General features: G+C 64.7%; 21 protein-coding genes and 2 tRNA genes. 6 read left to right on the top strand and 17 right to left on the bottom strand.

Annotated elements, in window-relative coordinates; genetic code table 11:
• Positions 1 to 3: 3 nt before the first annotated feature.
• From AC1ZV1_RS28045 to panM, 17 genes are all read right to left on the bottom strand, one after another.
• Positions 4 to 79, bottom strand: a tRNA-Thr gene (locus tag AC1ZV1_RS28045).
• Between the two features lie 74 nt (positions 80 to 153).
• Complete coding sequence (locus AC1ZV1_RS28040) at positions 154 to 1,692, bottom strand: DHA2 family efflux MFS transporter permease subunit (protein WP_484294612.1); 1,539 nt, start codon at positions 1,690 to 1,692, stop codon at positions 154 to 156.
• 13 nt (positions 1,693 to 1,705) lie between these two features.
• On the bottom strand, positions 1,706 to 2,890 hold the full coding sequence (locus AC1ZV1_RS28035; RefSeq protein ID WP_484294611.1) for an EmrA/EmrK family multidrug efflux transporter periplasmic adaptor subunit: 1,185 nt from the start codon (positions 2,888 to 2,890) through the stop codon (positions 1,706 to 1,708).
• Positions 2,891 to 2,904: 14 nt separating this feature from the next.
• Positions 2,905 to 4,392, bottom strand: coding sequence for an efflux transporter outer membrane subunit (locus AC1ZV1_RS28030; protein WP_484294610.1), 1,488 nt, complete (start codon positions 4,390 to 4,392; stop codon positions 2,905 to 2,907).
• Positions 4,389 to 4,862 (bottom strand): MarR family winged helix-turn-helix transcriptional regulator, encoded by a 474-nt coding sequence (locus AC1ZV1_RS28025; protein ID WP_484294609.1) that lies wholly within the window; start codon positions 4,860 to 4,862, stop codon positions 4,389 to 4,391. The genes AC1ZV1_RS28030 and AC1ZV1_RS28025 overlap by 4 nt, the downstream gene beginning before the upstream one ends.
• Positions 4,863 to 5,251: 389 nt before the next feature.
• On the bottom strand, positions 5,252 to 6,472 hold the full coding sequence (locus tag AC1ZV1_RS28020; protein ID WP_484294608.1) for a methyltransferase: 1,221 nt from the start codon (positions 6,470 to 6,472) through the stop codon (positions 5,252 to 5,254).
• Between the two features lie 65 nt (positions 6,473 to 6,537).
• Positions 6,538 to 7,230, bottom strand: a complete 693-nt coding sequence (locus AC1ZV1_RS28015) for an ABC transporter permease (protein WP_484294607.1) — start codon at positions 7,228 to 7,230, stop codon at positions 6,538 to 6,540.
• The gene (locus AC1ZV1_RS28010; protein WP_484294606.1) at positions 7,227 to 7,922 is read right to left on the bottom strand and encodes an ABC transporter permease; all 696 of its coding nucleotides are present in this window, start codon (positions 7,920 to 7,922) and stop codon (positions 7,227 to 7,229) included. Before AC1ZV1_RS28010 ends, AC1ZV1_RS28015 begins: the two co-directional genes overlap by 4 nt.
• Before the next feature lie 55 nt (positions 7,923 to 7,977).
• Complete coding sequence (locus tag AC1ZV1_RS28005) at positions 7,978 to 8,730, bottom strand: ABC transporter substrate-binding protein (protein ID WP_138523706.1); 753 nt, start codon at positions 8,728 to 8,730, stop codon at positions 7,978 to 7,980.
• Between the two features lie 14 nt (positions 8,731 to 8,744).
• Entirely contained in the window at positions 8,745 to 9,518 is a 774-nt protein-coding gene (locus tag AC1ZV1_RS28000; RefSeq protein WP_192433090.1) for an ABC transporter ATP-binding protein, read from the bottom strand.
• A gap of 283 nt (positions 9,519 to 9,801) precedes the next feature.
• A complete protein-coding gene (locus AC1ZV1_RS27995) occupies positions 9,802 to 12,132 on the bottom strand; it encodes an LTA synthase family protein (RefSeq protein WP_484294605.1) in 2,331 nt (776 codons plus the stop codon).
• Between the two features lie 239 nt (positions 12,133 to 12,371).
• Positions 12,372 to 12,447, bottom strand: a tRNA-Phe gene (locus AC1ZV1_RS27990).
• Between the two features lie 77 nt (positions 12,448 to 12,524).
• A complete protein-coding gene (locus AC1ZV1_RS27985) occupies positions 12,525 to 12,797 on the bottom strand; it encodes an oxidative damage protection protein (RefSeq protein WP_484294604.1) in 273 nt (90 codons plus the stop codon).
• Complete coding sequence (gene mutY / locus AC1ZV1_RS27980; protein ID WP_484294603.1) at positions 12,794 to 13,861, bottom strand: A/G-specific adenine glycosylase; 1,068 nt, start codon at positions 13,859 to 13,861, stop codon at positions 12,794 to 12,796. Before mutY ends, AC1ZV1_RS27985 begins: the two co-directional genes overlap by 4 nt.
• A complete protein-coding gene (locus AC1ZV1_RS27975) occupies positions 13,858 to 16,089 on the bottom strand; it encodes an AsmA family protein (RefSeq protein WP_484294602.1) in 2,232 nt (743 codons plus the stop codon). The genes mutY and AC1ZV1_RS27975 overlap by 4 nt, the downstream gene beginning before the upstream one ends.
• A gap of 136 nt (positions 16,090 to 16,225) precedes the next feature.
• Positions 16,226 to 16,459 (bottom strand): helix-hairpin-helix domain-containing protein, encoded by a 234-nt coding sequence (locus tag AC1ZV1_RS27970; protein ID WP_484294601.1) that lies wholly within the window; start codon positions 16,457 to 16,459, stop codon positions 16,226 to 16,228.
• Between the two features lie 26 nt (positions 16,460 to 16,485).
• On the bottom strand, positions 16,486 to 16,884 hold the full coding sequence (gene panM, locus AC1ZV1_RS27965; RefSeq protein ID WP_484294600.1) for an aspartate 1-decarboxylase autocleavage activator PanM: 399 nt from the start codon (positions 16,882 to 16,884) through the stop codon (positions 16,486 to 16,488).
• Positions 16,885 to 17,024: 140 nt separating this feature from the next.
• Between panM and hisB the strand changes: the two genes are divergently transcribed.
• The 6 genes from hisB to AC1ZV1_RS27935 all read left to right on the top strand — a co-directional run bounded on the left by hisB (position 17,025) and on the right by AC1ZV1_RS27935 (position 21,213).
• Positions 17,025 to 17,618 carry an imidazoleglycerol-phosphate dehydratase HisB gene (gene hisB, locus AC1ZV1_RS27960; protein ID WP_015479330.1) on the top strand — a complete coding sequence of 198 codons (594 nt, stop codon included), beginning with the start codon at positions 17,025 to 17,027 and terminating at the stop codon, positions 17,616 to 17,618.
• Positions 17,618 to 18,256: an imidazole glycerol phosphate synthase subunit HisH gene (gene hisH / locus AC1ZV1_RS27955; protein WP_484294599.1), complete on the top strand. Its 639-nt coding sequence runs from the start codon at positions 17,618 to 17,620 to the stop codon at positions 18,254 to 18,256. The genes hisB and hisH overlap by 1 nt, the downstream gene beginning before the upstream one ends.
• Positions 18,257 to 18,259: 3 nt before the next feature.
• On the top strand, positions 18,260 to 18,520 hold the full coding sequence (locus AC1ZV1_RS27950; RefSeq protein WP_484294598.1) for a DUF2164 domain-containing protein: 261 nt from the start codon (positions 18,260 to 18,262) through the stop codon (positions 18,518 to 18,520).
• 40 nt (positions 18,521 to 18,560) lie between these two features.
• Positions 18,561 to 19,298: a 1-(5-phosphoribosyl)-5-[(5-phosphoribosylamino)methylideneamino]imidazole-4-carboxamide isomerase gene (gene hisA / locus AC1ZV1_RS27945; protein WP_484294597.1), complete on the top strand. Its 738-nt coding sequence runs from the start codon at positions 18,561 to 18,563 to the stop codon at positions 19,296 to 19,298.
• Positions 19,299 to 19,410: 112 nt separating this feature from the next.
• Positions 19,411 to 20,181, top strand: a complete 771-nt coding sequence (gene hisF, locus AC1ZV1_RS27940) for an imidazole glycerol phosphate synthase subunit HisF (RefSeq protein ID WP_484294596.1) — start codon at positions 19,411 to 19,413, stop codon at positions 20,179 to 20,181.
• 276 nt (positions 20,182 to 20,457) lie between these two features.
• Complete coding sequence (locus AC1ZV1_RS27935) at positions 20,458 to 21,213, top strand: substrate-binding periplasmic protein (RefSeq protein ID WP_484297656.1); 756 nt, start codon at positions 20,458 to 20,460, stop codon at positions 21,211 to 21,213.
• The last annotated feature ends 36 nt before the right edge of the window (positions 21,214 to 21,249 follow it).

The raw sequence follows: 21,249 nt of genomic DNA, 5'->3' as shown, positions 1-21,249 counted from the left end.
AGATGGTGCCGGCACCAGGAGTCGAACCCGGGACCTACTGATTACAAGTCAGTTGCTCTACCAGCTGAGCTATACCGGCAAGGAGGGGCGCCATTATAGCCACGGCGACCGGTGTGTAAACCACTGATTTGTCAGAATGATCCGCAGTTTCTGTCAGTGTCCTCCTGCAGCCGCTGCGCCGGGCTTGGCGCCGAAGGGGGGCTTGGCCAGGCAGATGACCACCAGCATGGCGAGGAACAGCCAGCCGAGGAGGGTGAAGTAGTCGATGGTGCTGATCATGTAGGCCTGGCTTTCCACCATGCGTTCCAGCAGTGCTGCGCTGTGCTGGCCGGGGCCGCCCAGTTGCTCGACGGTGGCGCGGGTGGCCGGGTCGTACTGGCTGAGGTTCTCGGTCAGGTAGGCGTGGTGCATGGTCGCGCGGCGGTTCCAGATCCAGGTGGTGAGGGATGCGGCAAAGCTGCCGGCCAGGGTCCGCAGGAAGGTCGCCAGGCCCGAGCCGTCGGCGATCTGGTCCGGTGGCAGGTCGGAGAGCAGGATGCTCAGGATCGGCATGAAGAAGAACGCCACGCCCAGGCCCATGAACATCTGCACCAGGGCGATGTGCAGGTAGTCGACTTCGGTGGTGAAGTCGGCGCGCATGAAGCAGGTCGCCGCCATTGCCAGGAAGGCCAGGCCGGCAAGCAGGCGAAGATCGAAATGGTTCGCGTAGCGTCCGACGAGTGGCGATAGAAATACCGGCAGGATACCGATCGGTGCCGCTGCCAGGCCCGCCCACGTCGCGGTGTAGCCCATCTGCGTCTGCAGCCACTGCGGCAGCAGCAGGTTCATGCCGAAGAAGCCGGCATAGCCACCGACCAGTGCGAGGGTGCCCACCGTGAAGTTTCGGTGCACGAACAGTCGCAGGTTGACGATCGGGTGCTTGTCGGTCAGCTCCCAGATCACGAAGACCGCCAGGGCAATCACGGCGATCACCGTGCCGCCGATGATGAAGCCGGACTCGAACCAGTCCAGGTCGTTGCCTTTGTCGAGGACGATCTGCAGGGCACCGACGCCAATCACCAGCATCGCCAGCCCCATGTAGTCCATGGGCGCGTGCTTGATCACCACCGGGCGGGCGCGCAGCTGCTGGTAGACGACCATCGCGGCGAACAGGCCGATGGGTACGTTGATGAAGAAGATCCACGGCCAGCTGTAGCTGTCGGTGATCCAGCCGCCGAGGATGGGCCCGGCGATGGGCGCCACCACCGTGACCATCGCCAGCAGTGCCAGTGCCATCCCCCTTTTTGCCGGGGGATAGATGGAGATCAACAGGGTCTGGGTGATCGGGTAGAGCGGCCCGGCGACGAAGCCCTGGATGGCACGGAAGCCCACCAGCATGCCCATCTGCTGGGCGACGCCGCAGAGGAACGAGGCGATCACGAAGAGCAGGGTGGCGGCGATGAACAGGCGCACCTCGCCGACCTTGCGGCTGAGCCAGCCGGTGAGCGGCAGGGCGATGGCGTTGCTTACCGCGAAGGAGGTGATGACCCAGGTGCCTTGCTCGGAACTCACCCCGAGGTTGCCGGAGATGGTCGGCAGGGCGACGTTGGCGATGGTGGTGTCCAGCACCTGCATGAAGGTCGCCAGTGACAGGCCAATGGTGGCCATGACCAGGCTGGGTGGGCTGAAACTGCTGCTGTTGGGCTGGCTCATGACGGCGGTCGGATCAGCGCTGCGCGGTGCTGTGGTTGGCGTCGGCCAGGTTGGCCTGGATCAGCTTCTCGATCAGTTGGTCCGCCGAAGCCAGTTGTTCCTGGTACACGTCCGTGGAGAACACCGCTTCGTGCGGCGGTTGCTGGGCCAGCGCCGGGCCGCTCTGGTCGTGCAGGCTGACGTTGACGTCCATGGACAGACCGATGCGTAGCGGGTTCTTCGCCAGTTCCTCGGCGTTGATGCGGATACGTACCGGCACGCGCTGGACGATCTTGATCCAGTTGCCGGTGGCGTTCTGCGCCGGCAGCAGGGAGAAGGCGCTGCCGGTGCCGACGCCGAGGCTGTCTACGGTGCCGGAGTACTTCACTTCGCTGCCGTAGAGGTCGGAGCGGATTTCTACCGGCTGGCCGATGCGCATGTGCTTGAGTTGGGTTTCCTTGAAATTGGCGTCGATCCACACCTGGTCCAGCGGGATCACCGCCATCAACGCGGCACCCGGCTGCACACGCTGGCCGACCTGCACGGTGCGCTTGGCGACGTAGCCGGTAACCGGCGCGATGATCACCGCGCGGGCGTCGTCCAGGTAGGCCTGGCGCAGTTTGGCGGCGGCGGCTTTGACGTCCGGGTGCGAGGCGATCACGGTGTCGTCCACCAGCGCGCGGTTGGTGTCCAGCTGCTGCTCGGAATTGGTCAGCGAGCTGCGCGCGGTGTCCAGGGCGTCGCGGGCGTGGGCCAGTTCTTCCTGGGAGATGGCGCCGTCGTTGGCGAGGTTCTGGCGGCGCTTGAAGTCGGCCTCGGCCTTGGCCAGGGCGACCTTCTTCGCGGCCACGTCGGCCTTGTAGCCATCGACGTTGCTGAACAGACCGCGCACCTGGCGCACGGTGCGCGCGAGGTTGGCTTCGGCCTGTTGCAGGGCGATGTCGGCATCGCTGGGGTCGAACTTCACCAGTACCTGGCCTTTCTGTACCAGGTCGCCGTCATCGGCGCCGATGCTGACCACGGTGCCGGTGATCTGCGGGGTGATCTGCACGACGTTGCCGTTCACGTAGGCATCGTCGGTGTCTTCGTGCCAGCGGCCGTAGACGACTTCCCAGGCGACGCTGGCGAGGCCGGCCAGGATGACGACGGCGAGCAGGATCAGCAGCCAGCGCTTGCGCTTGGGGTTGCTGTTCGGGGTGTCTTGGGTCGCGGTGCTCATGTCAGGTGCCTCGTTCAGTGCGCGGCGGCCGCGTTCGCCTGGGCGAGCGGGGCGGAAGTGGAAGTGGTGTCGGGCTGGTAGCCACCGCCCAGGGCCTGGACCAGTTGCACCGAGAGGTCGATGCGCTGGGCGTCCAGGCTGGCCAGCTGGCGTTCGGCGAGGAGCAGCTGTTGCTGCACGCTGAGGGCGTCGAGGTAGTTGCCGACACCTTCGCCGTAACGGCGCATGGCCAGGTCGAAGTTGGATTTGGCGATGTCACGGGCATCGCGCTGGTCATTGATCTGCTGCTCCAGGGAGCGCAGCTTTCCGAGATCGTCGGTGACCTCGCCGAGGGCGTTGACCAGGGTCTTGTTGTACTGGGCGACGGCCAGGTCGTAGTCGGCGTCCTTTCCTGCGAGGTTGGCGCGCAAGCGGCCGCCGTCGAAGATCGGCAGGGAAATCGCCGGGGCGATCTGGAAGAACCGGCTCGGTGCCTTCAGCACGTCGCTGGTATGCAGGGCGGCAAGACCGACCATCGCCCCCAGGTTCACGTTGGGATAGAACTCGGTCTTCGCCGAATCGATGCTTTTCGACGCGGCCTCGACCCGCCACCGTGCGGCGACGATGTCCGGGCGGCGGCCCAGCAGCTCGGCCGGCAGGTTCGACGGCAGGCTCAGCGCGCCGGGCTTGAGGACCTGCGGACGTTGCAGGTCCTGGCCGCGATCCGGGCCCTGGCCGAGGAGGACGGCGAGGGCGATACGGTCGCTGGCGATCTCCTGTTCCGCGGCGGCCAGTTGCTGCTTGGCGCTGGCGACCTGGGACTGCGTCTGCTGCAACTGGACCTTGCTGTCGAGGCCGGCGTCCATGCGTTTCTGGCTGAGCTGGAAGAGATGCTGCGAACGATCCAGTTCGTCCTGGGCCAGGTCGCGGGCGACGAAGGCATGGGCCAGCTCGCTATACGCGCGGGCGACATTGGTCGAGAGGGTGATGGCAGCCGCCTGGCGGTCGACTTCGGCGGCGTTGGCCTGGCCGAGGGCGGCTTCCCAGGCATCGCGCTGGCCGCCCCAGAGGTCGAGGTCGTAGCTGAAGCTCATCGACAGGTACTTCACCGCCGAGTAGCGGCCGCCAGTCGGCGCCGGCAGGACGCTTTCCGGTGCGCGGATGCCGGCGTAGCTGGCGGTGCCCTTCACGCTGGGCAGGCGAGCGGCGTCCTGGGCCTGGGCGGCGGCGATGGCCTGGCGGGCGCGGGCGCTGGCGATATCCAGGTCCGGGGTGCCACGCAGGGCCTCGCCGATCAGGTTGTCCAGCTGCGGGTCGCCCAGGCTGGTCCACCAGTGTTCGTTGGGCCAGGCGGCGGGGGAAAGCGGGGTGCCGTCGAGGCTGACGCCGGCCTTCAGGCTGGCGGGATCGACGGCCTTAGCGCTGGTATCCAGGCCCGAATAGCTGACGCAGCCGGAGAGTCCCAGCGCAGCGGCGAACACGGTGGCCGGCAGCAGGGCGATGCGGAGGTGGTTCATCGTCATTTCTCCTGCGCCGCGCAGTGCGCCGCGGCGCCGTGGGCGCGCAGGATCTTGTCGAGCAGGCCGGTAAGAGTCTGCAGTTCGTCGCGGGAGAGGCCGCCGACCAGCTCGTTCATGGCGGCGGCGGCGATGCTCGGAGCCTCGTCGTTCACCGCCTGTCCGGCCGGGCTGAGGCTCAGACGCACACTGCGTCGGTCGTTCTGGCAGGGCTCGCGGAGCAGCAGGTCCTTGCGTGCGAGGCGATCGAGCATGCGGGTCATGGATCCGCTGTCGATGGACAACTCGCGGCACAGCTCGGCTGGCGTGTTGGCGCGACCCTGGCCAACGAAGAAGAGCACCTTGAACTGCGCGGCGGTGATGTCCAGGTGGGCGAGATGCTTGTCCATCAGGCGGTCCTTGAGGATCGCCGTCGCGCCCAGCAACTGACCAATGGAGCCTTTGAACGGAAAATCCGCGACGTTGTAATGATTCATGTCAAAACAGATAGCTGCTTAGGCAGTGAAATGTTTCGAAATGATACTGCCTAGGCAGTAATTGACAAAGACTCGATTGTCGCGATTGCGCAACAATCCGTTCGACGAAGCGTTATTGGAGCAGGAAAGGCAACAGGTATGGCAGATTTCCTACGACCTTCCGGACCTTTATGCACAACGGACGTCGATCTAGAGCGAAAATCGCATATGAGGTGTGATATCAATCACGAAGTCACGTAACTGATTGTTTTTTAAAGATTAAGTTTGAGTGATCAGAAAGTGAGCAGATCGTGCCGAGACGGTCTGGATGGTAGGGAAGGGCGTGTTTTTCCAGGGTTACGAACAGAGTTATCCACAGGCTCTGTGGGCGAAGCGCTGGAACGCCCGTCTCAGGTGCGTTCGGCCAGCAACAGCAGGTTGCGAGGTGTCATCCGGGTGGCGCAAAAGGCGCCCAGGGTGGCGCGATAGCCCTGTTCCTCGAGGAATAACGCGCGGTCGAGCAGTAACCAGAGCTCCATGGGGCGACGGAACAGTCCGCGCACCAGTTCGAGATTGCGAACCTGGGCCAGGCGTTGCCAACCCCTGGCTTCCAGTTGCTGCCAATCGACGTCGGCGGGAAGGGCCAGCCCCTTGAGCGCAGCGAGGTCGCGGCAGTAGTCGGCGAATGGCTTGTCCAGCCAGGTCGGCGCTACGGAGGGGAGGGGAAGATACTCAGCGCTGTCGCGGATTTGCCGTTGCAGCTGGTCGAATGCCAGTCGCCGGGCCATCGAGGTGTCGCGCTGTCGGCGCACGCGGGCGCCGGCTGTCACGGTTTCGGCCAGTGGCAGGCGCAGGTCGTCCCGGGAGAGTACGAGGTTGGAGCGCTGCGCAATGTGCGAAAGCGGCTGGTAGTGATCGCTGGCGATGCGGTTGTAGCAGCAGGGCGCCACCGCGAGCTGGCGACATCCTTGGGTGCTGGCCAACTGCAGCAGGCGTACATGCAGGTCGCCGCAAGCGTGCAGGGCGACGGCGGTGTGGCCGGCTTGCAGGTGCTCATGGGCGTCCGCTGCCAGCACATCCTGCTGGCAATGTCGGGCCTGAAGCTGAAGCCGGTCACTCAGGCGTTGGCCGTCCTTCACCAGTGCGCCGTCGAACTCCAGGCTCAGCAGCGGCTTGCCGTCGCGGGCCAGCAGGCGGCCCAGATGGCCTTTTCCGGCGCACCAGTCGAGCCACTGCTGTGGCGCCTCGGCGAAATCCAGGCGGCTGGCGAAGGCTTCGATCTGTTGCCATTTGCGACCGGGAACATCGACGGTCAGCAGGTTCGGCAGCTTGCCGATCGGTGTGGCCGGCAGTACACCGACGATGGACAGCTGCGCTGCCCTGGCAGCCAGGGCTGGGAAGGGCGCGGGGGCGTCGAGTCGCTCGGGTGCGTTGTGTGCCGCGTCGGCGTCGTCAAGGCTTCGGCTACGCAGCCAGGCGGCCAGTTCGGGGTGGTCGCGCTCCCAGGGCAGCTCCAGCGCCGTGAAGGGTTTGGGCCGCCAGAGCATCTGGTGTTCCAGCAGGAAGCCATCCAGTGCCAGGAAGCGCTGGAGGAGGTTGGGGCCGGTCAGGAGTGGGGCGTTCGGGAGCACGATGCGAAGCGAGGAAAATCACGGGGCACGCATTATAGCGGCCCCGTGGGCGACTGGCGCACCGGTCAGCGGCCTTGCATGGAGTCCACCTTCAGCCAGTGTTCCAGCAGGCGGAAGAGGCGAGTCAGCACCAGGGTGATGACCAGGTAGAACAGGCCGGCAAGGCAGAAGAACAGCATGGCCTCGTAGGTGCGCGCGATGATGGTGCGGGTCATGCCCATGATGTCGAACAGGGTCACGGTGTACACCACAGCGCTGGCCTTGAGCATGAGGATCACTTCATTGCTGTAGGCCGGCAGCGCGATGCGCGCGGCGCGCGGCAGGATGATGTGGAACAGTGTCTGGCGACGGGACATGCCCAGCGCGCGGGCGGCCTCCACTTCCCCCACCGGGATGGCGTGGATGGCACCGCGCAGGATCTCGGCGATGTAGGCTGCGGTGTGCAGGGTCATGGCCAGCAGTGCGCACCAGTACGGATCACGCAGATACGGCCACAGCGGGCCCTGGCGCACGCTATCGAACTGCGCCAGGCCGTAGTAGACCAGCGCCAGTTGCAGAAGCAGCGGAGTGCCGCGGAAAAAGAAGACGTAGGCATAGGGCACTGCCCGCACGTACCAGTGGCGCGAGGCGCGGGCGATGCCGATGGGCAGTGCGAGGACCAGGCCGGCCACCACTGCGATGGCAAGCAGTTCGAGGGTCAACTGCGCGCCCTGGAGCATCTTGGGCAGCCATTTGAGGATCAGCTCGAAGTCGGTCATAGCTCGTTCCTCACGAAGCCCTGGCTTGCGCGGCGTTCAAGGAAGTGCAGGACGGCCATGATGAACACGGTCAGTCCGAGGTAGATCAGCGCGGCGGCCATGTAGAAGGTGAAAGGCTCCTTGGTCGCGTTCGACGCGATACCTGCCTTGCGCATGATTTCGTCGAGGCTGATGAGGGAAACCAGGGCAGTGTCCTTCAGCAGGATCAGGTAGAGGTTGCCCAGTCCCGGCAGCGCCACACGCCACACTTGCGGCAGGACGACGCGCCAGAAGATGCGCGGTGCGGAGAGCCCCAGTGCCTGGCCTGCCTCGCGGTGGCCCTTGGGGATGGCCAGCAGTGCACCGCGGAAGACTTCGGTGGCGTAGGCGCCAAAGCACAGACCCAGTGCACAGGTGCCTGCGGCGAAGGGCGAGAGTGCGAATTCCGGGTAGCCGAACAGGCCGCCCAGGGCGTTCAGGCCGGTTACCGTGCCCAGGTAGATCATCAATACCCAGAGTGTCTCGGGTACGCCGCGCACCACGGTGGTGTAGAAGCCGCCGAGCATGCGCAGGAAGCCGTTCTTCGAGGTCTTGGCGACGGCGCCGAGCAGGCCCAGGATCAGTCCCAGACAGACTGAGGCGAGCGAAAGCTTGAGCGTCATCCAGGTGCCGGCGACCAGCTGATCGCCAAAGCCGTGCAGGTCGAAAATCATGGGGAGTCACGCCTGAAGGCGCGCGCCGCCCGGCGAGGGCGGCGCGGCACGTGCATCAGTAGATGCTGAAGGGGAAGTACTTGTCGTTGATCTTCTTGTAGGTACCGTCGTCGACGATTTCCTTCAGAGCGGCGTTCAGCTTGTCGCGCAGGGGGTCGCCCTTGCGCACGGCGATGCCGATCTTGTCGTTGTCGAACACCGGCTCGCCCTTGAACTCGAAGTCCTTGCCGGCGTCGCTCTTCAGCCAGTCGTACTGCACGAACTTGTCGGCCAGTACGCCGTCGAGGCGGCCCGAGGACAGGTCGAGGTAGGCGTTTTCCTGGGTGTCGTAGAGCTTGATGGTGACGGTGTCGGACATGTTGTCCTCAAGCCAGGTGCCGGCGATGGTCGCGCGCTGTGCACCGATCACCTTGCCCTTCAGGTAGCCCTTGTCGGTCTTGAAGTCGGTCGACTTCGGCGCCACGAACTGCAGCTTGTTGGTGTAATAGGGGTTGGTGAAATCAACCGCCTGCTTGCGTTCGTCGGTGATCGACATGGAAGCGACGATGAAGTCGAACTTCTTCGCGTTCAGGGCCGGGATGATGCCGTCCCAGTCGGAGGTGACGACGTCGCACTCGGTCTTCATCTTGGCGCACAGCGCCTTGCCGATCTCGATATCGAAACCGACGACCTGGCCGCTGGCGTCGATACCGTTGAAGGGCGGGTAGGCGCCTTCGGTGCCGATGCGCAGTTTGTCTGCGGCGATGGCCTGGCTCCCCAGTGCGAAGGTGGCCGCGATAGCCAGAACGATCTTCTTATAGTTGTTCATGCAGTGATGCTCCGTTAGCGGTGGCTGGACATGAATTGTTTACAGCGTGCCGATTGCGGGTTGTCAAATACCTGCTGCGGCGGTCCCTGCTCTTCTACCAGGCCCTGGTGGAGGAACACCACCTCGCTGGATACCTGGCGGGCAAAGTTCATTTCATGGGTCACCAGCAGCATGGTGCGACCCTCGTCGGCAAGCGCGCGGATAACGTTAAGCACTTCCTGGACCATTTCCGGGTCCAGTGCCGACGTCGGTTCGTCGAAGAGGATGACCTTCGGTTGCATCGCCAGGGTACGGGCGATGGCGGCGCGTTGCTGCTGACCGCCGGAAAGCTGCGCGGGGAAGCTGTGGCGCTTGTCGGAGATGCCAACCTTGGCCAGCAGGGCCTCGGCGATCTCGGTCGCTTCGGCGCGGGTCTTGCCCAGCACGCGACGCGGGGCCTCGATGATGTTGTCGAGGATGCTCATGTGCGGCCAGAGGTTGAAGTTCTGGAAGACGAAGCCCAGTTCGCTGCGCAGGCGGTTGATCTGCTTGTTGTCCGAGGCGACCAGCGAGCCGTCCTTGGTCTTCTTCAGCTTGAGTTCTTCACCGGCGACCAGAATCTGGCCCTGGTGCGGGTTCTCGAGCAGGTTGATGCAGCGCAGGAACGTGGATTTACCGGAACCGGAGGAGCCGAGAATGGAAATCACATCGCCGTCGCGGGCGGTCAGGGAAATGCCTTTGAGCACTTCCAGGTCACCGTAACGCTTGTGCAGGTTACGGATTTCCAGTGCGGGTATGGCCGTGGCCATAGGGGGCTCCTCTATTGTTATTCGGACGCTTTCGCAGCAGGTCACTGCAGAATCGGGGCCATCCTGGCGAGGGGCAACCTAACACGCACTCCGGGGTGCGCCAAGCGCCCATCTGCCGCGCTCGTCCGCTGTAGTGGCAAGTTGTCGCATTGCCGCTCGGCGTTGTCGCCTGGGCTGAACTAGCTGCGCCGGATGAGGGCGTCGGCGGATGGCGAGGGGGCGGGATAGTGCCAGTTTAGACCGGCCAGTAAAAGTCCGGCGGCCCTGGGGCCGCCGGTTGGCATCACTGCATCATCTGCCGCAGTTGCGGGCTCGGATCTTCGATCGCTTCGGCGGGGGTGATGTCGTCCTGGGATTCCGGTGGCTGGCTAGCCATCAGGTTCGGGTGTCCGGACAGGCGCGGGATCGGCAGAGGTTTGGCGTCGGCCAGGCTGGTACCGCCAGCTTCGGTGGCGTTGATCGTCGACTTGCGCGGTTGGGTCAGCACGTGGAAGTCGGTGATCTCGATGACGCCCTTGCCCTCGGCGAGCAAGTGGAAGGAAAACGCCTTGCGTGCTTCCTCGTTGTCGAAGCCGAAGGTCACTTCCAGCGGCTGGTTGCGTTTCACCAGCGGGAACTCCGGCATCTCGATGGGGACCGGTTTTTCGAAGGAGCGCGTCTTGAGTGTCACTTTCGCCCCATTGGCGTCCATCTGGATGGCGCGGATTTTCAGGCTCACGGTGGTGTGGGTGTTGGCCGGGAATTCCAGGTACTGGGCGCCGATCAGGTTGTCGGTGTACTCGTTATCGATCTGCGGCTTCAGGCGGATGCGCTCCTTGGTCGCAAACTGATATTCGCGGGCCGACTGCGCCTTGGTCACCGACTGGTCGAGGATGTCCGCGCGCGCGGTCATCAGGCGGGCATCGCGGCCGCTGAAGCGCCCGACGAACTTGGCGGTGTCGGCGATGAAGCCATCACTCTGGTAGCGCCGGCAGACCTGCTGGAAGTCGCACTCGGTGAAGTTGCCCTTGCCATCGTGGTAGCGCTGCATGCCGTTGGTGAACGACACCATTTCGCGGCCGGTGGTGTATTCGCGGAACAGTGAACGGCCGGCGATGTCCTGCGGCGCCTTGATGGCGAAGTAGTCGAGGACCGAGGATTCCAGGTCGACGTGGCCGTAGACGCCAGCCTTCACCGGCGGCAGCGCGGCCTGTTCCGGTGCAAGGATGAGGTTCAGGCCCCAGGCCGAGGCAAGGCGCACGTTGTCGATGCCGTGGGATTCGTCGGAGGTCACGATCACCAGGGTGTCCTTGAGCACGCCTTTCTCTTCCAGGCCCTTGAGGAAGGCATCGACGGCGTCGTCGAGGTAGGCGACCGCTGCCTGGCGCGGTGTCGGGTATTTGGCGAGGTATTCCGGCGTGGCCGAATACGGCTGGTGGGTGCCGACGGTGAGCAGCGTGAGCATCCAGGGCTGCTTCTTCTGGCGCAACTGGCCGAGGTAGTCCAGCGCACCTTCGAAGAAGGCCTTGTCATCCATGCCCCAGGCGAATTCGAGATAGGGCTGCTTCTTGAACCAGTCGCGGCCCAGGGTCTTGTCGAAGCCCATGGCGGGCATGACCTTGTCCTTGGCCATGAAGCGCAGGCCTGCGCCCTGCAGGAAGTGGGTGCTGAAGCCGGCCTGGTGCATCTGTGCCGGAAGGCATTCGGCGGCGCGGGTCGGGTTGCCCAGCAGCTCGACGCCCTTGGGCGTGCCGTTGTCCAGCTTGCTGTAGTCGCCGCAAAGCATGGCGTAGAGGCCGCGGATCGTCTGGTGGCTGTGCACCACGTAATCCGGGGTGGTCATGGCGCGCTCGGCCCAGGTGCTCAGGCGCGGCATCATCGATTCTTCGTAGCTGCTGCTCAGCGCGGCGCGGTTGGTGGCCACGTAGGCGCCCGGGATACCTTCCATGGCGATGATCAGCACGTTCTTCGCCTGGCCGCGGCCGGCCAGCAGCGGTGTGCCGTTGAGATCATGCTGGGTCAGGCCGGTGACGTCCGGGCGGACTTCCGGCAAGCCACGATCGCGCCAATCCTGGTAGGCCATCTCGCCTCCAGTGACGGCGCGGGAGACTAGCTGGTGCGGCAGGTTGAACTGCTTCCACATCTCCGCATCGCTGGGTTGGAAGTACTGCACGCCCGCGTGGGCGGCCAGCAGTGCCGCCGGCACCACATAGGCATAACGCGGCAGTGACGCTTCGCGGCGGCGCCAGAGCAGTGCACAGAGCAGGATGGCGACGCCGATGAGGATCGCCAGGTGCAGGTGGTTGAGGCCGCCGCCTTCGGTCGAGTTGGCGACGAAGGTCGGGTCGGCGAGGAAGTGCAGGTCTTCCGGCGCGGGCATTCGGCCCACGGCGCTGACCAGCTCGGCGGTGCCGATCACCGAGAGAGCCCAGATCAGCATCACGGGTATGGCGATGAACAGCCGGCGATTGTGCAGTGCGATGACGAGCAGGGTGCCCAGTGCGAGGTCCGACAGGTAACCCAGCGGTGTGCCCCAGCCAAGGCTGTAGCGGCCGATCAGAGGAATCAGCAGGAAAAGAGCAGAGAGGGAAACCAGGTTGCCCCGTGAATTCCACCAGCTAATGAGTTTGCGCACAGTCACTCCGCTACGAACGTCGAATCCCGGAGGGTATCTCACTGATCTGTGAAAATCGCCCGGATGGTCATGATTCTGAAAGATCGGTGTGCTATGTGCCAGTAGACACTGAAGTCAGGCAAACATTCGATACGAATCGGGGGAGCCGGCGGGGGCGGGGGAGTGACTTGTGCCGGCTTGTATTGGCGGAAACGAAAAAGCCCCTGAAATCGCGAGATTTCAGGGGCTTTCGGAAGGCTTGGTGCCCAGGGACGGAATCGAACCGCCGACACGGGGATTTTCAATCCCCTGCTCTACCAACTGAGCTACCTGGGCAACGTGGCGCGCATTAAAAGGGTTTTCGGAAAGGGTGTCAAGCGTGCCGCGAAAAATTTTTCAAATAATACCGAAGCTTACGCGCTGGGCGGGACGTAGCCCTCGGCCTGCGCGTATTCCTCGCCGGACAGGTACTTGTCCATTTCGGCAGTGAGGAACTTGCGATCCTCGGCATTCATCATGTTCAGGCGACGCTCGTTGATCAGCATGGTCTGGTGCTTCTGCCATTCGTCCCAGGCCTTCTTCGAGACGTGCTCGTAGATGTCCTGGCCCTTGGCTCCGGGATAGGGTGCGCGATCGAGGCCGGGCAGCTCTTCTTTGTATTTGCGGCACATCACCAGTCGGGTCATGACATTTCTCCTGCGTTCAACACGTCGGCGGCTCGTTTGAGCAGCTTCTTCACCGGGGCGGCAAGGCCGAGCCGCGGCGGGGTGGCGAGGTTATACCAGAGCCAATCGGCCTCGGCCACGGCGGGGGCTGCGTCCTCGACGCGCACCAGCCAGGGCTCGATGGCCAGCTGGAAGTGGCTGAAGGTGTGGGTCAGGCCGGGCAGCTCGCGGCGTTCGCCCAGGCGCAGGGCGTGGCGCCGGGCCAGCGGGTCGAGGGCGGCCAGGTCGTCCAGTTCGGGGAAGCTCCAGAGACCGCCCCAGAGGCCGGTAGACGGACGGCGATAGAGCAGGATGTCGCCCTCGCGGTTGGCCAGGATCGGCATCAATGTGCGCTTCTGCGGCAGCGCCTTGCGCGGCTTGGACACCGGGAAGTCGGTCTCGCGGCCGAGGAAGTGCGCGCGACAGCCCTCGCGCAGCGGGCAGAGCAGGCAGCTCGGCTTGCTGCGGGTGCAGAGGGTGGCACCCAGGTCCATCATCGCCTGGGTGTAGTGGTTGACCCGCTCCTGCGGCGTGAAGCGCTCGGCGGCGTCCCACAACTGCCTGGCGACCTTGGGCTCGCCCGGGTAGCCGTCGCAGGCGATATAGCGCGCCAGCACGCGCTTGACGTTGCCGTCGAGGATCGGCGCGCGCAAGCCCATGGAGATGCTGGCGATGGCGCCGGCGGTGGAACGGCCGATGCCGGGCAGCTCGGCGAGCTGTTCGACGTCGCGAGGGAACTCGCCGCCATGCTGTTCCATCACCGTCTTGGCGGTCTTGTGCAGGTTGCGGGCGCGGGTGTAATAGCCCAGGCCCGTCCACAGGTGCAGCACTTCGTCTTCCGCTGCGCTGGCGAGGTCTGCGACCGTTGGCAATGCCGTCATGAAGCGGTCGTAGTAGCCCATCACGGTGCTGACCTGGGTCTGCTGCAGCATGATTTCCGATACCCACACCCGGTAGGGCGTGATGTTCTGCTGCCAGGGCAGGTCATGGCGGCCGTGCGTGTCGAACCAGTCGAGCACGGCCGAATTGAAGCTTTCTGGGGTCACTTCTTGAACAGCCCTTTGAGTGCGTCTTTGAGTTCGGGACTGACCTTGTCGCCGAGCTTCTCTTCGAGTTTCTGGTTCAGCCGGTCCCCGGCCAAACGTGCGGCGATCTTGCCGATGCCGTCCTTGTCCAGGCGGCAGGCCTTGGCGCCCAGTTCCAGCGGGCCGCGGCAGCGCAGCGGCCATTCGATGCCGACGTAGCGCTTGTTCACTTCGCAGGCGGGGTCGGGCATGTCGCTCTTGTCGCCTTCGATGGTCACGCCGACGCGGTAGTCCATGCCCAGCACGCGCAGGTCGAGATCGCCGTTGGCCTTGACGGTCAGGCCGGGGATGCTGGCCTTGAGGTCGGGGTTGCTGGCCACGCCATTCTTGAACACCAGGTTGCCCTGCAGTTCGCGGAACGGGGTGTCCTTGCCGCCATGGTCGGCGGTCAACGACTTGCGGTTGAGGGTGGCGATGCCCTGGCACAGCTGCTGTTCGAGGTTGGCATTGAGCAGCACGCCCTGGGTCAGGACGAAGCGCGCGGTGCCGTTGAGGTTGTCGATCCAGGCCTTCTGACTATTGCCCTGGGTGGTGATGTCGGCGTCCAGGTCCAGCAGGCCCTTCACTGGCGGCTTCTGGCCCTGGGACTCGAGCAGGCGCTCCACCGGCACGTCGGCGATGTGTTTCTTCGCCGTCAGGGTCGGTACGTCCTGGCGTACGTCGAGGGTGGCGGTGGCGTTGAACTTGCCGTCATAGAGTTCGCCACGCAGGTCGTCGAGGTTGAGCAGACCGCCCTGGCCGCGCAGCTTGAGCACGGCGTTCTCGATGGGTAGCTTGTCCAGGGTCAGTTGGCCAAGGTTGAGGTTGGCGTCCAGGTCCAGCGTGCGCAGGCGGCCGATGGGCAGCAGCGGTGCGTCGCTCCAGGCCTGCTGGGTCGGTTGGTTGGGCAGCGGGGTGTCACCCTTGATGGCGCTCTGTTCGGTGTTCGCGACTTCCGCCTTGCGCGCGCTGTTGGCGGCGTCCTGGGCTTTCTTGACCTTGGCCGGCAGGTAGCGGTCGAGGTTCAGCCTGTCGCCGGACAGTTGGGCACGGATCGCCTGCTTGGCGAAGTCGGCGATGCCGAGATTGCCGCTGAAGGCGCTGTCGTCCAGCTTCAGGTTGATGTCGCCCAGGGTCAGGCTGTTGCGGGTGCCGCTCACGCGAGTGGCCAGCTCCAGCTTGGTAAGGGTGGTGGTGTCGGCCATTTCCGGCAGGGTCTGGCCGATGCCTTCGAGGAATTCGCGCAGGTTGAAGGGCGCCAGCGACAGGCCGCCGTCGAACTTGGGATCCTTGTCCAACTCGCGCGCCTTGAGTTCGCCGAGCGCGCGCATCTGGTTGACGGTGACTTTCAGGCCGTTCCATTCGGCGACCTGAGCGGCCTGGTCGAGTACCAGCTGGCCCTGGGCGCTGTAGTTGGCGGTCTTGCCCTGGAACGGATCGCCGGAGACCTCACCGGACAGCTTGGCGTCTTCGAGCTGGTAGCGCTTGAGCGCGCGGTCGAAGCGCAGGTTGCCGGTCAGTTCGGTGCGCGCGCGGATCACCGGCTGGTTGGTGCCCAGGTAGGCGCTGAGCTTCACCGGGATGTTGCTGCCTTCGCGGATGGCGCCGGTGCTCAGCTCTATGCCTTCGACACTGTAGTTCTTGCCGCTCTGGGCGTCGGCGTAGTCGATGCGGGCGTTCTTCACGCTCAGGCTGTCGATGTCCAGCTTCATCGCCTGGTGGCCTTCGCTGGCGGCGGGCTTGGCCGGTTCGCTGGGTGCCGATTGGGCGGCCGGTGTCGTGCCGTTGGCGGGCGTGGCAGGCTGGACGGGCTTGCCGATGCTCTCCCAGTTGCCGGCGCCATTCTTGTCCTTGTTCAGGGTGAGGGTCAGTCCTTCGACGCGGATGTCGCTCATCTGCACCTGCTTGCGCAGCAGGGGCAGCACGCGAACGGACATCGCCAGCAATTGCGCATCGGCGAAGGGTTTGTCCGGGGCTTGCAGGCTGGCCACGCTGGTGTCGTGCAGCTCCAGGCCCAGCCAGGGGAACAGGCTCCAGCCGATATCGCCCTTGAGGTTCAGTTCGAGGTTGGCCTTGTCCCGGGCGAGCTGGCGGATCTCGTCCTTGTAGTCGTTCGGATCGAAGAAATGGGTCAGCACGAAGCCGGCGGCGACGATGAGCAGCAGCAGGACCAGGGCAATGATGCCGATGATTTTGCCGAACGCTTTCATGGACGGGTCCTTGTTCAGGCGGCGAGTGGAGTAGCGGGAAAGTATACCAATGACACGGGAGCGCCCCAGCCCGGAAAGGCGGGTTCGGGTATTGCGGGGTTTGAACGGGGACTCGCCGCGCGGTTCCCTCGCGCGCTCAGTCCTGCTGCGAGCGCCGCAGAACGGCGTCGATCGTTGCGCGGGCCTGCGGGCTGTTCTTCCAGCAACGGCTGCCGGTCAGCGCGGCGCCGTGCTGGAGGATGTCCTCGGTGCTGGCTTCACGCAGCCGGGCGAAGCTGTCCAGGCCCATCTGTTCCAGGCGTTGCAGCACGGTGGGGCCGACTCCTCTCAGGGCGAGCAGGGCGTCGCGTTCGGTGGAATCGAATGGCATGGCACGTCTCCTTGTGCGCTCGGGGTTCAGGCGGGCTCCAGCGTCAGGCCCAGGTGCTCGGCAAAACGCTTGGCGTCGGGCTGGCCATCCGGTGCGTTCAGGCGCAGCGCGGCGCCCTGCAGGACGGCCAGGCGCTGCGCCTCTTCCAGCAGTCGCCGGGCGACGCCGCGGTGGCGGGTGACCTGGCGCACGCACAGTCGGGAAAGCCGCCAGGTGTCGCTGTCACGCTCGATCCAGGCGGCGCCCAGCAGGCGGTCGTTGAAGCGTCCGGTGAACAGCCGGCCTTCGGCGAGCCCGCGGGTGACCAGCTCCTGGGCGTCGGCGAAGGGCGCCAGCAGCCAGTGTGGCGCGTCGGCGTAGATCTTCAGCAGGTCCTGGCGGTCCTGGTCGCTGGGCTGGGTCAGGTGCTGGACGACGACGGGCATGGGCAATCCTCGAAAGGCGAGCCGCGCAGTGTAGGACTATCGGCCAGCGCCGACCACCGCCCATAGCCGCGCAGCGCCCGGCGCGCCTATAATGCCGCCCCTTCTTATAATTACGTGCAGTGTTAGCTGTGGAGCTGGTGATGGCCGAACGCAAGGCATCCGTCGCGCGCGACACCCTGGAAACCCAGATCAAGGTTTCCATCGACCTGGATGGAACGGGCAAGGCCCGCTTCGATACCGGGGTTCCCTTCCTCGAGCACATGATGGACCAGATCGCCCGCCACGGCCTGATCGACCTGGACATAGAGTGCAAGGGCGACCTGCATATCGACGACCACCATACCGTCGAAGACATCGGCATCACCCTCGGCCAGGCCTTCGCCAAGGCCATCGGCGACAAGAAAGGCATTCGCCGCTACGGCCACGCCTACGTGCCGCTGGACGAAGCGCTGTCGCGCGTGGTCATCGACTTCTCTGGCCGTCCCGGCCTGCAGATGCACGTGCCGTTCACCCGCGCCAGCGTCGGTGGCTTCGATGTCGACCTGTTCATGGAGTTCTTCCAGGGCTTCGTCAATCACGCCAACGTCACCCTGCACATCGACAATCTGCGTGGGCACAACACCCACCACCAGATCGAGACGGTGTTCAAGGCCTTCGGCCGCGCGCTGCGCATGGCCATCGAGCTGGACGAGCGCATGGCCGGCCAGATGCCGTCCACCAAAGGGTGCCTGTAATGCAGACGGTAGCCGTCATCGACTACGGCATGGGTAACCTGCACTCGGTGGCCAAGGCGCTTGAGCGCGTGGGCGCCGGCCGGGTGCTGGTGACCAGCGATGCCAACGTGATCCGTGAGGCGGACCGCGTGGTGTTCCCCGGCGTCGGCGCGATCCGCGATTGCATGGCCGAGATCAAGCGCCTGGGCTTCGACAGCCTGGTGCGCGAGGTCAGCCAGGACCGCCCGTTCCTCGGCATCTGCGTCGGCATGCAGGCGCTGCTGGAGCACAGCGAAGAGAACGACGGCGTCGACTGCATCGGCCTGTTCCCCGGCAAGGTGCGTTTCTTCGGCAAGGACCTGCACGAGGACGGCGAGCACCTGAAGGTGCCGCACATGGGCTGGAACGAAGTGGCGCAGAGCGTGGATCACCCGCTGTGGCACGACATCCCGGACCGCGCACGCTTCTACTTCGTGCACAGCTATTACATCCAGGCCGGTAACCCGCGTCAGGTGGTCGGTCGCGGCCATTACGGCGTCGATTTCGCCGCCGCCCTGGCTGACGGCTCGCGCTTCGCCGTGCAGTTCCACCCGGAGAAGAGCCATACCCACGGCCTGCAGCTGCTGCAGAACTTCGCCGCCTGGGACGGGCGCTGGTAAGCCATGGCCCGCCAGAAGGACAAGCCTACGATCCTCGAGCTCGATGGCGCCCAGCGCCAGAGCGCGGCGCGGGCGATCCAGCGTTTCCTCGAAGATCGCTTCGAGCTGGACGTCGGTTCCTTCGAGGCCGAAGAGGCGCTGGACTTCTTCCTGCGCGAGTTCGGCCCGCTGTTCTACAACAAGGCGATCTTCGACGTGCAATCTCACCTGAAAGACCGGTTCGAGAGCATCGAAAGCGACTTGTGGGCGCTCGAGAAGAGCTGACCCGACCCCATTCATCTTTGGATTCGAGCAGGTTCAACCCATGCTGATCATCCCCGCAATCGATCTGAAAGACGGCGCCTGCGTGCGCTTGCGCCAGGGCCTGATGGAAGATGCCACGGTCTTCTCCGACGACCCGGTGTCCATGGCCGCCAAGTGGGTGGAGGGCGGCTGCCGTCGTCTGCACCTGGTCGACCTGAACGGCGCCTTCGAAGGCCAGCCGGTCAACGGTGACGTGGTTACTGCCATCGCCAAGCGCTACCCGAACCTGCCGATCCAGATCGGCGGCGGCATCCGTTCGCTGGACACCATCGAGCACTATGTCCGTGCCGGCGTCAGCTACGTGATCATCGGTACCAAGGCAGTCAAGCAGCCGGAATTCGTCGCCGAAGCATGCAAGGCATTCCCGGGCAAGGTCATCGTTGGCCTGGACGCGAAAGACGGCTTCGTCGCCACCGACGGCTGGGCGGAAGTGAGCTCGGTACAGGTCATCGACCTGGCCAAGCGTTTCGAGGCCGATGGTGTCTCGGCGATCGTCTACACCGACATCGCGAAGGACGGCATGATGCAGGGCTGCAACGTCGAAGCCACGGCGGCTCTGGCCAACGCCACACGCATCCCGGTGATCGCGTCGGGCGGCATCCACAACCTGGGTGACATCCAGAAGCTGCTGGACGCCCGCACCCCGGGCATCGTCGGCGCCATCACCGGCCGCGCGATCTACGAAGGCACCCTGGACGTCGCCGAGGCCCAGGCACTGTGCGACGCCTTCAAGGGCTGAGCTGAACGCAGGCTGGGCATGCCGCGAAACGGCATGGCCCGGCCCTGAGGACCTGGGGTGGTCCGGCAGCACGGGTATCGCTGCGCTCCACCCATCCGACGAGAGCATTGCTATGGCACTGGCTAAACGCATCATTCCCTGCCTCGACGTGGACAACGGCCGCGTGGTGAAGGGCGTCAAGTTCGAGAACATCCGCGACGCCGGCGACCCGGTGGAAATTGCCCGCCGCTACGACGAGCAGGGCGCGGACGAGATCACCTTCCTCGACATCACCGCCAGCGTCGATGGCCGCGACACCACCTTGCATACCGTCGAGCGCATGGCCAGCCAGGTGTTCATCCCGCTGACCGTGGGCGGCGGCGTCAGGACGGTGCAGGACATCCGCAACCTGCTCAATGCCGGTGCGGACAAGGTCTCGATCAACACCGCCGCGGTGTTCACGCCGGAATTCGTCGGCGAAGCCGCTGCGCGCTTCGGCTCGCAGTGCATCGTAGTCGCCATCGACGCCAAGAAAGTCTCGGGCCCCGGTGAAACCCCGCGCTGGGAAATCTTCACCCACGGTGGCCGCAAGCCCACCGGGCTCGATGCGGTCGAATGGGCGAGGAAGATGGAAGGCCTGGGCGCCGGTGAAATCCTGCTGACCAGCATGGACCAGGACGGCGTGAAGAGCGGCTACGACCTGGGCGTAACCCGCGCCATCAGCGAGGCCGTGGGCGTGCCGGTGATCGCATCCGGCGGTGTCGGCAATCTGGAACACCTGGCTGCCGGCATCATCGAGGGCAAGGCCGACGCGGTCCTCGCGGCGAGCATCTTCCACTTCGGCGAGTACAGCGTGCCGGAAGCGAAGGCCTATCTGGCCAGCCGCGGCATCGTCGTGCGCTGATCCCTTCCGGGCCGGGGTTCTCCCGGCCCGCTGGCTCTACACTGAGTCATCCTGCCCCTGCGTCCGGTGGACGCATGCCCTTCCTGCGCACGAAGCTTGCTAGCTAAAGGCTTCGGTCAAGGTAATGGCGTTCCCAAGTCAAGGTACTGGCGTTTTTAAACCGATGTACTGGCGTATCTATGTCCCATCGCCATATTCATAGGGTTTATTGACGTCAATTCTCCGAGTAAGCTCTGCGCCTTCTCAGAAATGTCATATGCAGGAAATATCTCGATGCTGAAGCGCATTCTGCTCGCATGGCTAGGCTGCGGCCTGCTTCTGGCCAGCGCGGCACAGGCTGAAACGGATTCTTCGGACTACAGCGTGGTGCTGCTCACCGAGAACTTCCCTCCCTACAACATGGCTATCAACGGCAAGAACTTCGCCCAGGAAGACAGCATCGATGGCATCGCCGTGGATATCGTCAAGGAGATGTTCAAGCGTGCCGGTGTCCAGTACAGCCTGACCCTGCGCTTCCCCTGGGACCGTATCTACAAGCTGGCACTGGAGAAGCCCGGCTACGGGGTGTTCGTCACCGCGCGCCTGCCCGAGCGCGAGAGCCAGTTCAAGTGGGTCGGCCCGATCGGCCCCGACGACTGGGTCCTGCTGGCCAGGGCCGACAGTAAAATCAGCCTGAACAACCTGGATGAAGCCAAGAAGTACCGCGTCGGTGCCTACAAGGGCGACGCCATGGCTGATTATCTCGCCGAGCATGGCTTCGAGCCGGTGCTGGCGCTGCGCGACCAGGAAAACGCCGGCAAGCTGCAGGACGGCTCGATCGACTTGTGGGCGAGCGGCGACCCGGCGGGCCGCTACCTGGCCAAGCAGGTCGGCGTCACCGGCCTGAAGACCGTGCTGCGCTTCAACAGTGATCAGCTGTTCCTCGCCCTGAACCGCGAGACCCCGGATGCCGTGGTGCAGAAGCTGCAGGCAGCGCTGGACAAGATGCGCTCCGAAGGCTTCGTCGACGACGTGCTCAACAGCTATCTGTAACACCCGAAGGCCGGCCACTCGCCGGCCTTTGTGTTT

Source organism: Pseudomonas sp. BB438 (assembly GCF_057180225.1).
The sequence above is the reverse complement of the archived record's forward strand: the minus strand, read 5'-3'. Positions and strand labels throughout refer to the sequence as shown.

What these genes read in the sequence shown, in the direction of transcription:
- AC1ZV1_RS28040 (WP_484294612.1), bottom strand. Translation starts at nt 1,692, where the DNA reads ATGAGCCAGCCCAACAGCAGCAGTTTCAGCCCACCCAGCCTGGTCATG.
- AC1ZV1_RS28035 (WP_484294611.1), bottom strand. Translation starts at nt 2,890, where the DNA reads ATGAGCACCGCGACCCAAGACACCCCGAACAGCAACCCCAAGCGCAAG.
- AC1ZV1_RS28030 (WP_484294610.1), bottom strand. Translation starts at nt 4,392, where the DNA reads ATGACGATGAACCACCTCCGCATCGCCCTGCTGCCGGCCACCGTGTTC.
- AC1ZV1_RS28025 (WP_484294609.1), bottom strand. Translation starts at nt 4,862, where the DNA reads ATGAATCATTACAACGTCGCGGATTTTCCGTTCAAAGGCTCCATTGGT.
- AC1ZV1_RS28015 (WP_484294607.1), bottom strand. Translation starts at nt 7,230, where the DNA reads ATGACCGACTTCGAGCTGATCCTCAAATGGCTGCCCAAGATGCTCCAG.
- AC1ZV1_RS28010 (WP_484294606.1), bottom strand. Translation starts at nt 7,922, where the DNA reads ATGATTTTCGACCTGCACGGCTTTGGCGATCAGCTGGTCGCCGGCACC.
- AC1ZV1_RS28005 (WP_138523706.1), bottom strand. Translation starts at nt 8,730, where the DNA reads ATGAACAACTATAAGAAGATCGTTCTGGCTATCGCGGCCACCTTCGCA.
- AC1ZV1_RS28000 (WP_192433090.1), bottom strand. Translation starts at nt 9,518, where the DNA reads ATGGCCACGGCCATACCCGCACTGGAAATCCGTAACCTGCACAAGCGT.
- AC1ZV1_RS27985 (WP_484294604.1), bottom strand. Translation starts at nt 12,797, where the DNA reads ATGACCCGACTGGTGATGTGCCGCAAATACAAAGAAGAGCTGCCCGGC.
- AC1ZV1_RS27975 (WP_484294602.1), bottom strand. Translation starts at nt 16,089, where the DNA reads ATGAAAGCGTTCGGCAAAATCATCGGCATCATTGCCCTGGTCCTGCTG.
- AC1ZV1_RS27970 (WP_484294601.1), bottom strand. Translation starts at nt 16,459, where the DNA reads ATGCCATTCGATTCCACCGAACGCGACGCCCTGCTCGCCCTGAGAGGA.
- panM (WP_484294600.1), bottom strand. Translation starts at nt 16,884, where the DNA reads ATGCCCGTCGTCGTCCAGCACCTGACCCAGCCCAGCGACCAGGACCGC.
- hisB (WP_015479330.1), top strand. Translation starts at nt 17,025, where the DNA reads ATGGCCGAACGCAAGGCATCCGTCGCGCGCGACACCCTGGAAACCCAG.
- hisH (WP_484294599.1), top strand. Translation starts at nt 17,618, where the DNA reads ATGCAGACGGTAGCCGTCATCGACTACGGCATGGGTAACCTGCACTCG.
- AC1ZV1_RS27950 (WP_484294598.1), top strand. Translation starts at nt 18,260, where the DNA reads ATGGCCCGCCAGAAGGACAAGCCTACGATCCTCGAGCTCGATGGCGCC.
- hisA (WP_484294597.1), top strand. Translation starts at nt 18,561, where the DNA reads ATGCTGATCATCCCCGCAATCGATCTGAAAGACGGCGCCTGCGTGCGC.
- hisF (WP_484294596.1), top strand. Translation starts at nt 19,411, where the DNA reads ATGGCACTGGCTAAACGCATCATTCCCTGCCTCGACGTGGACAACGGC.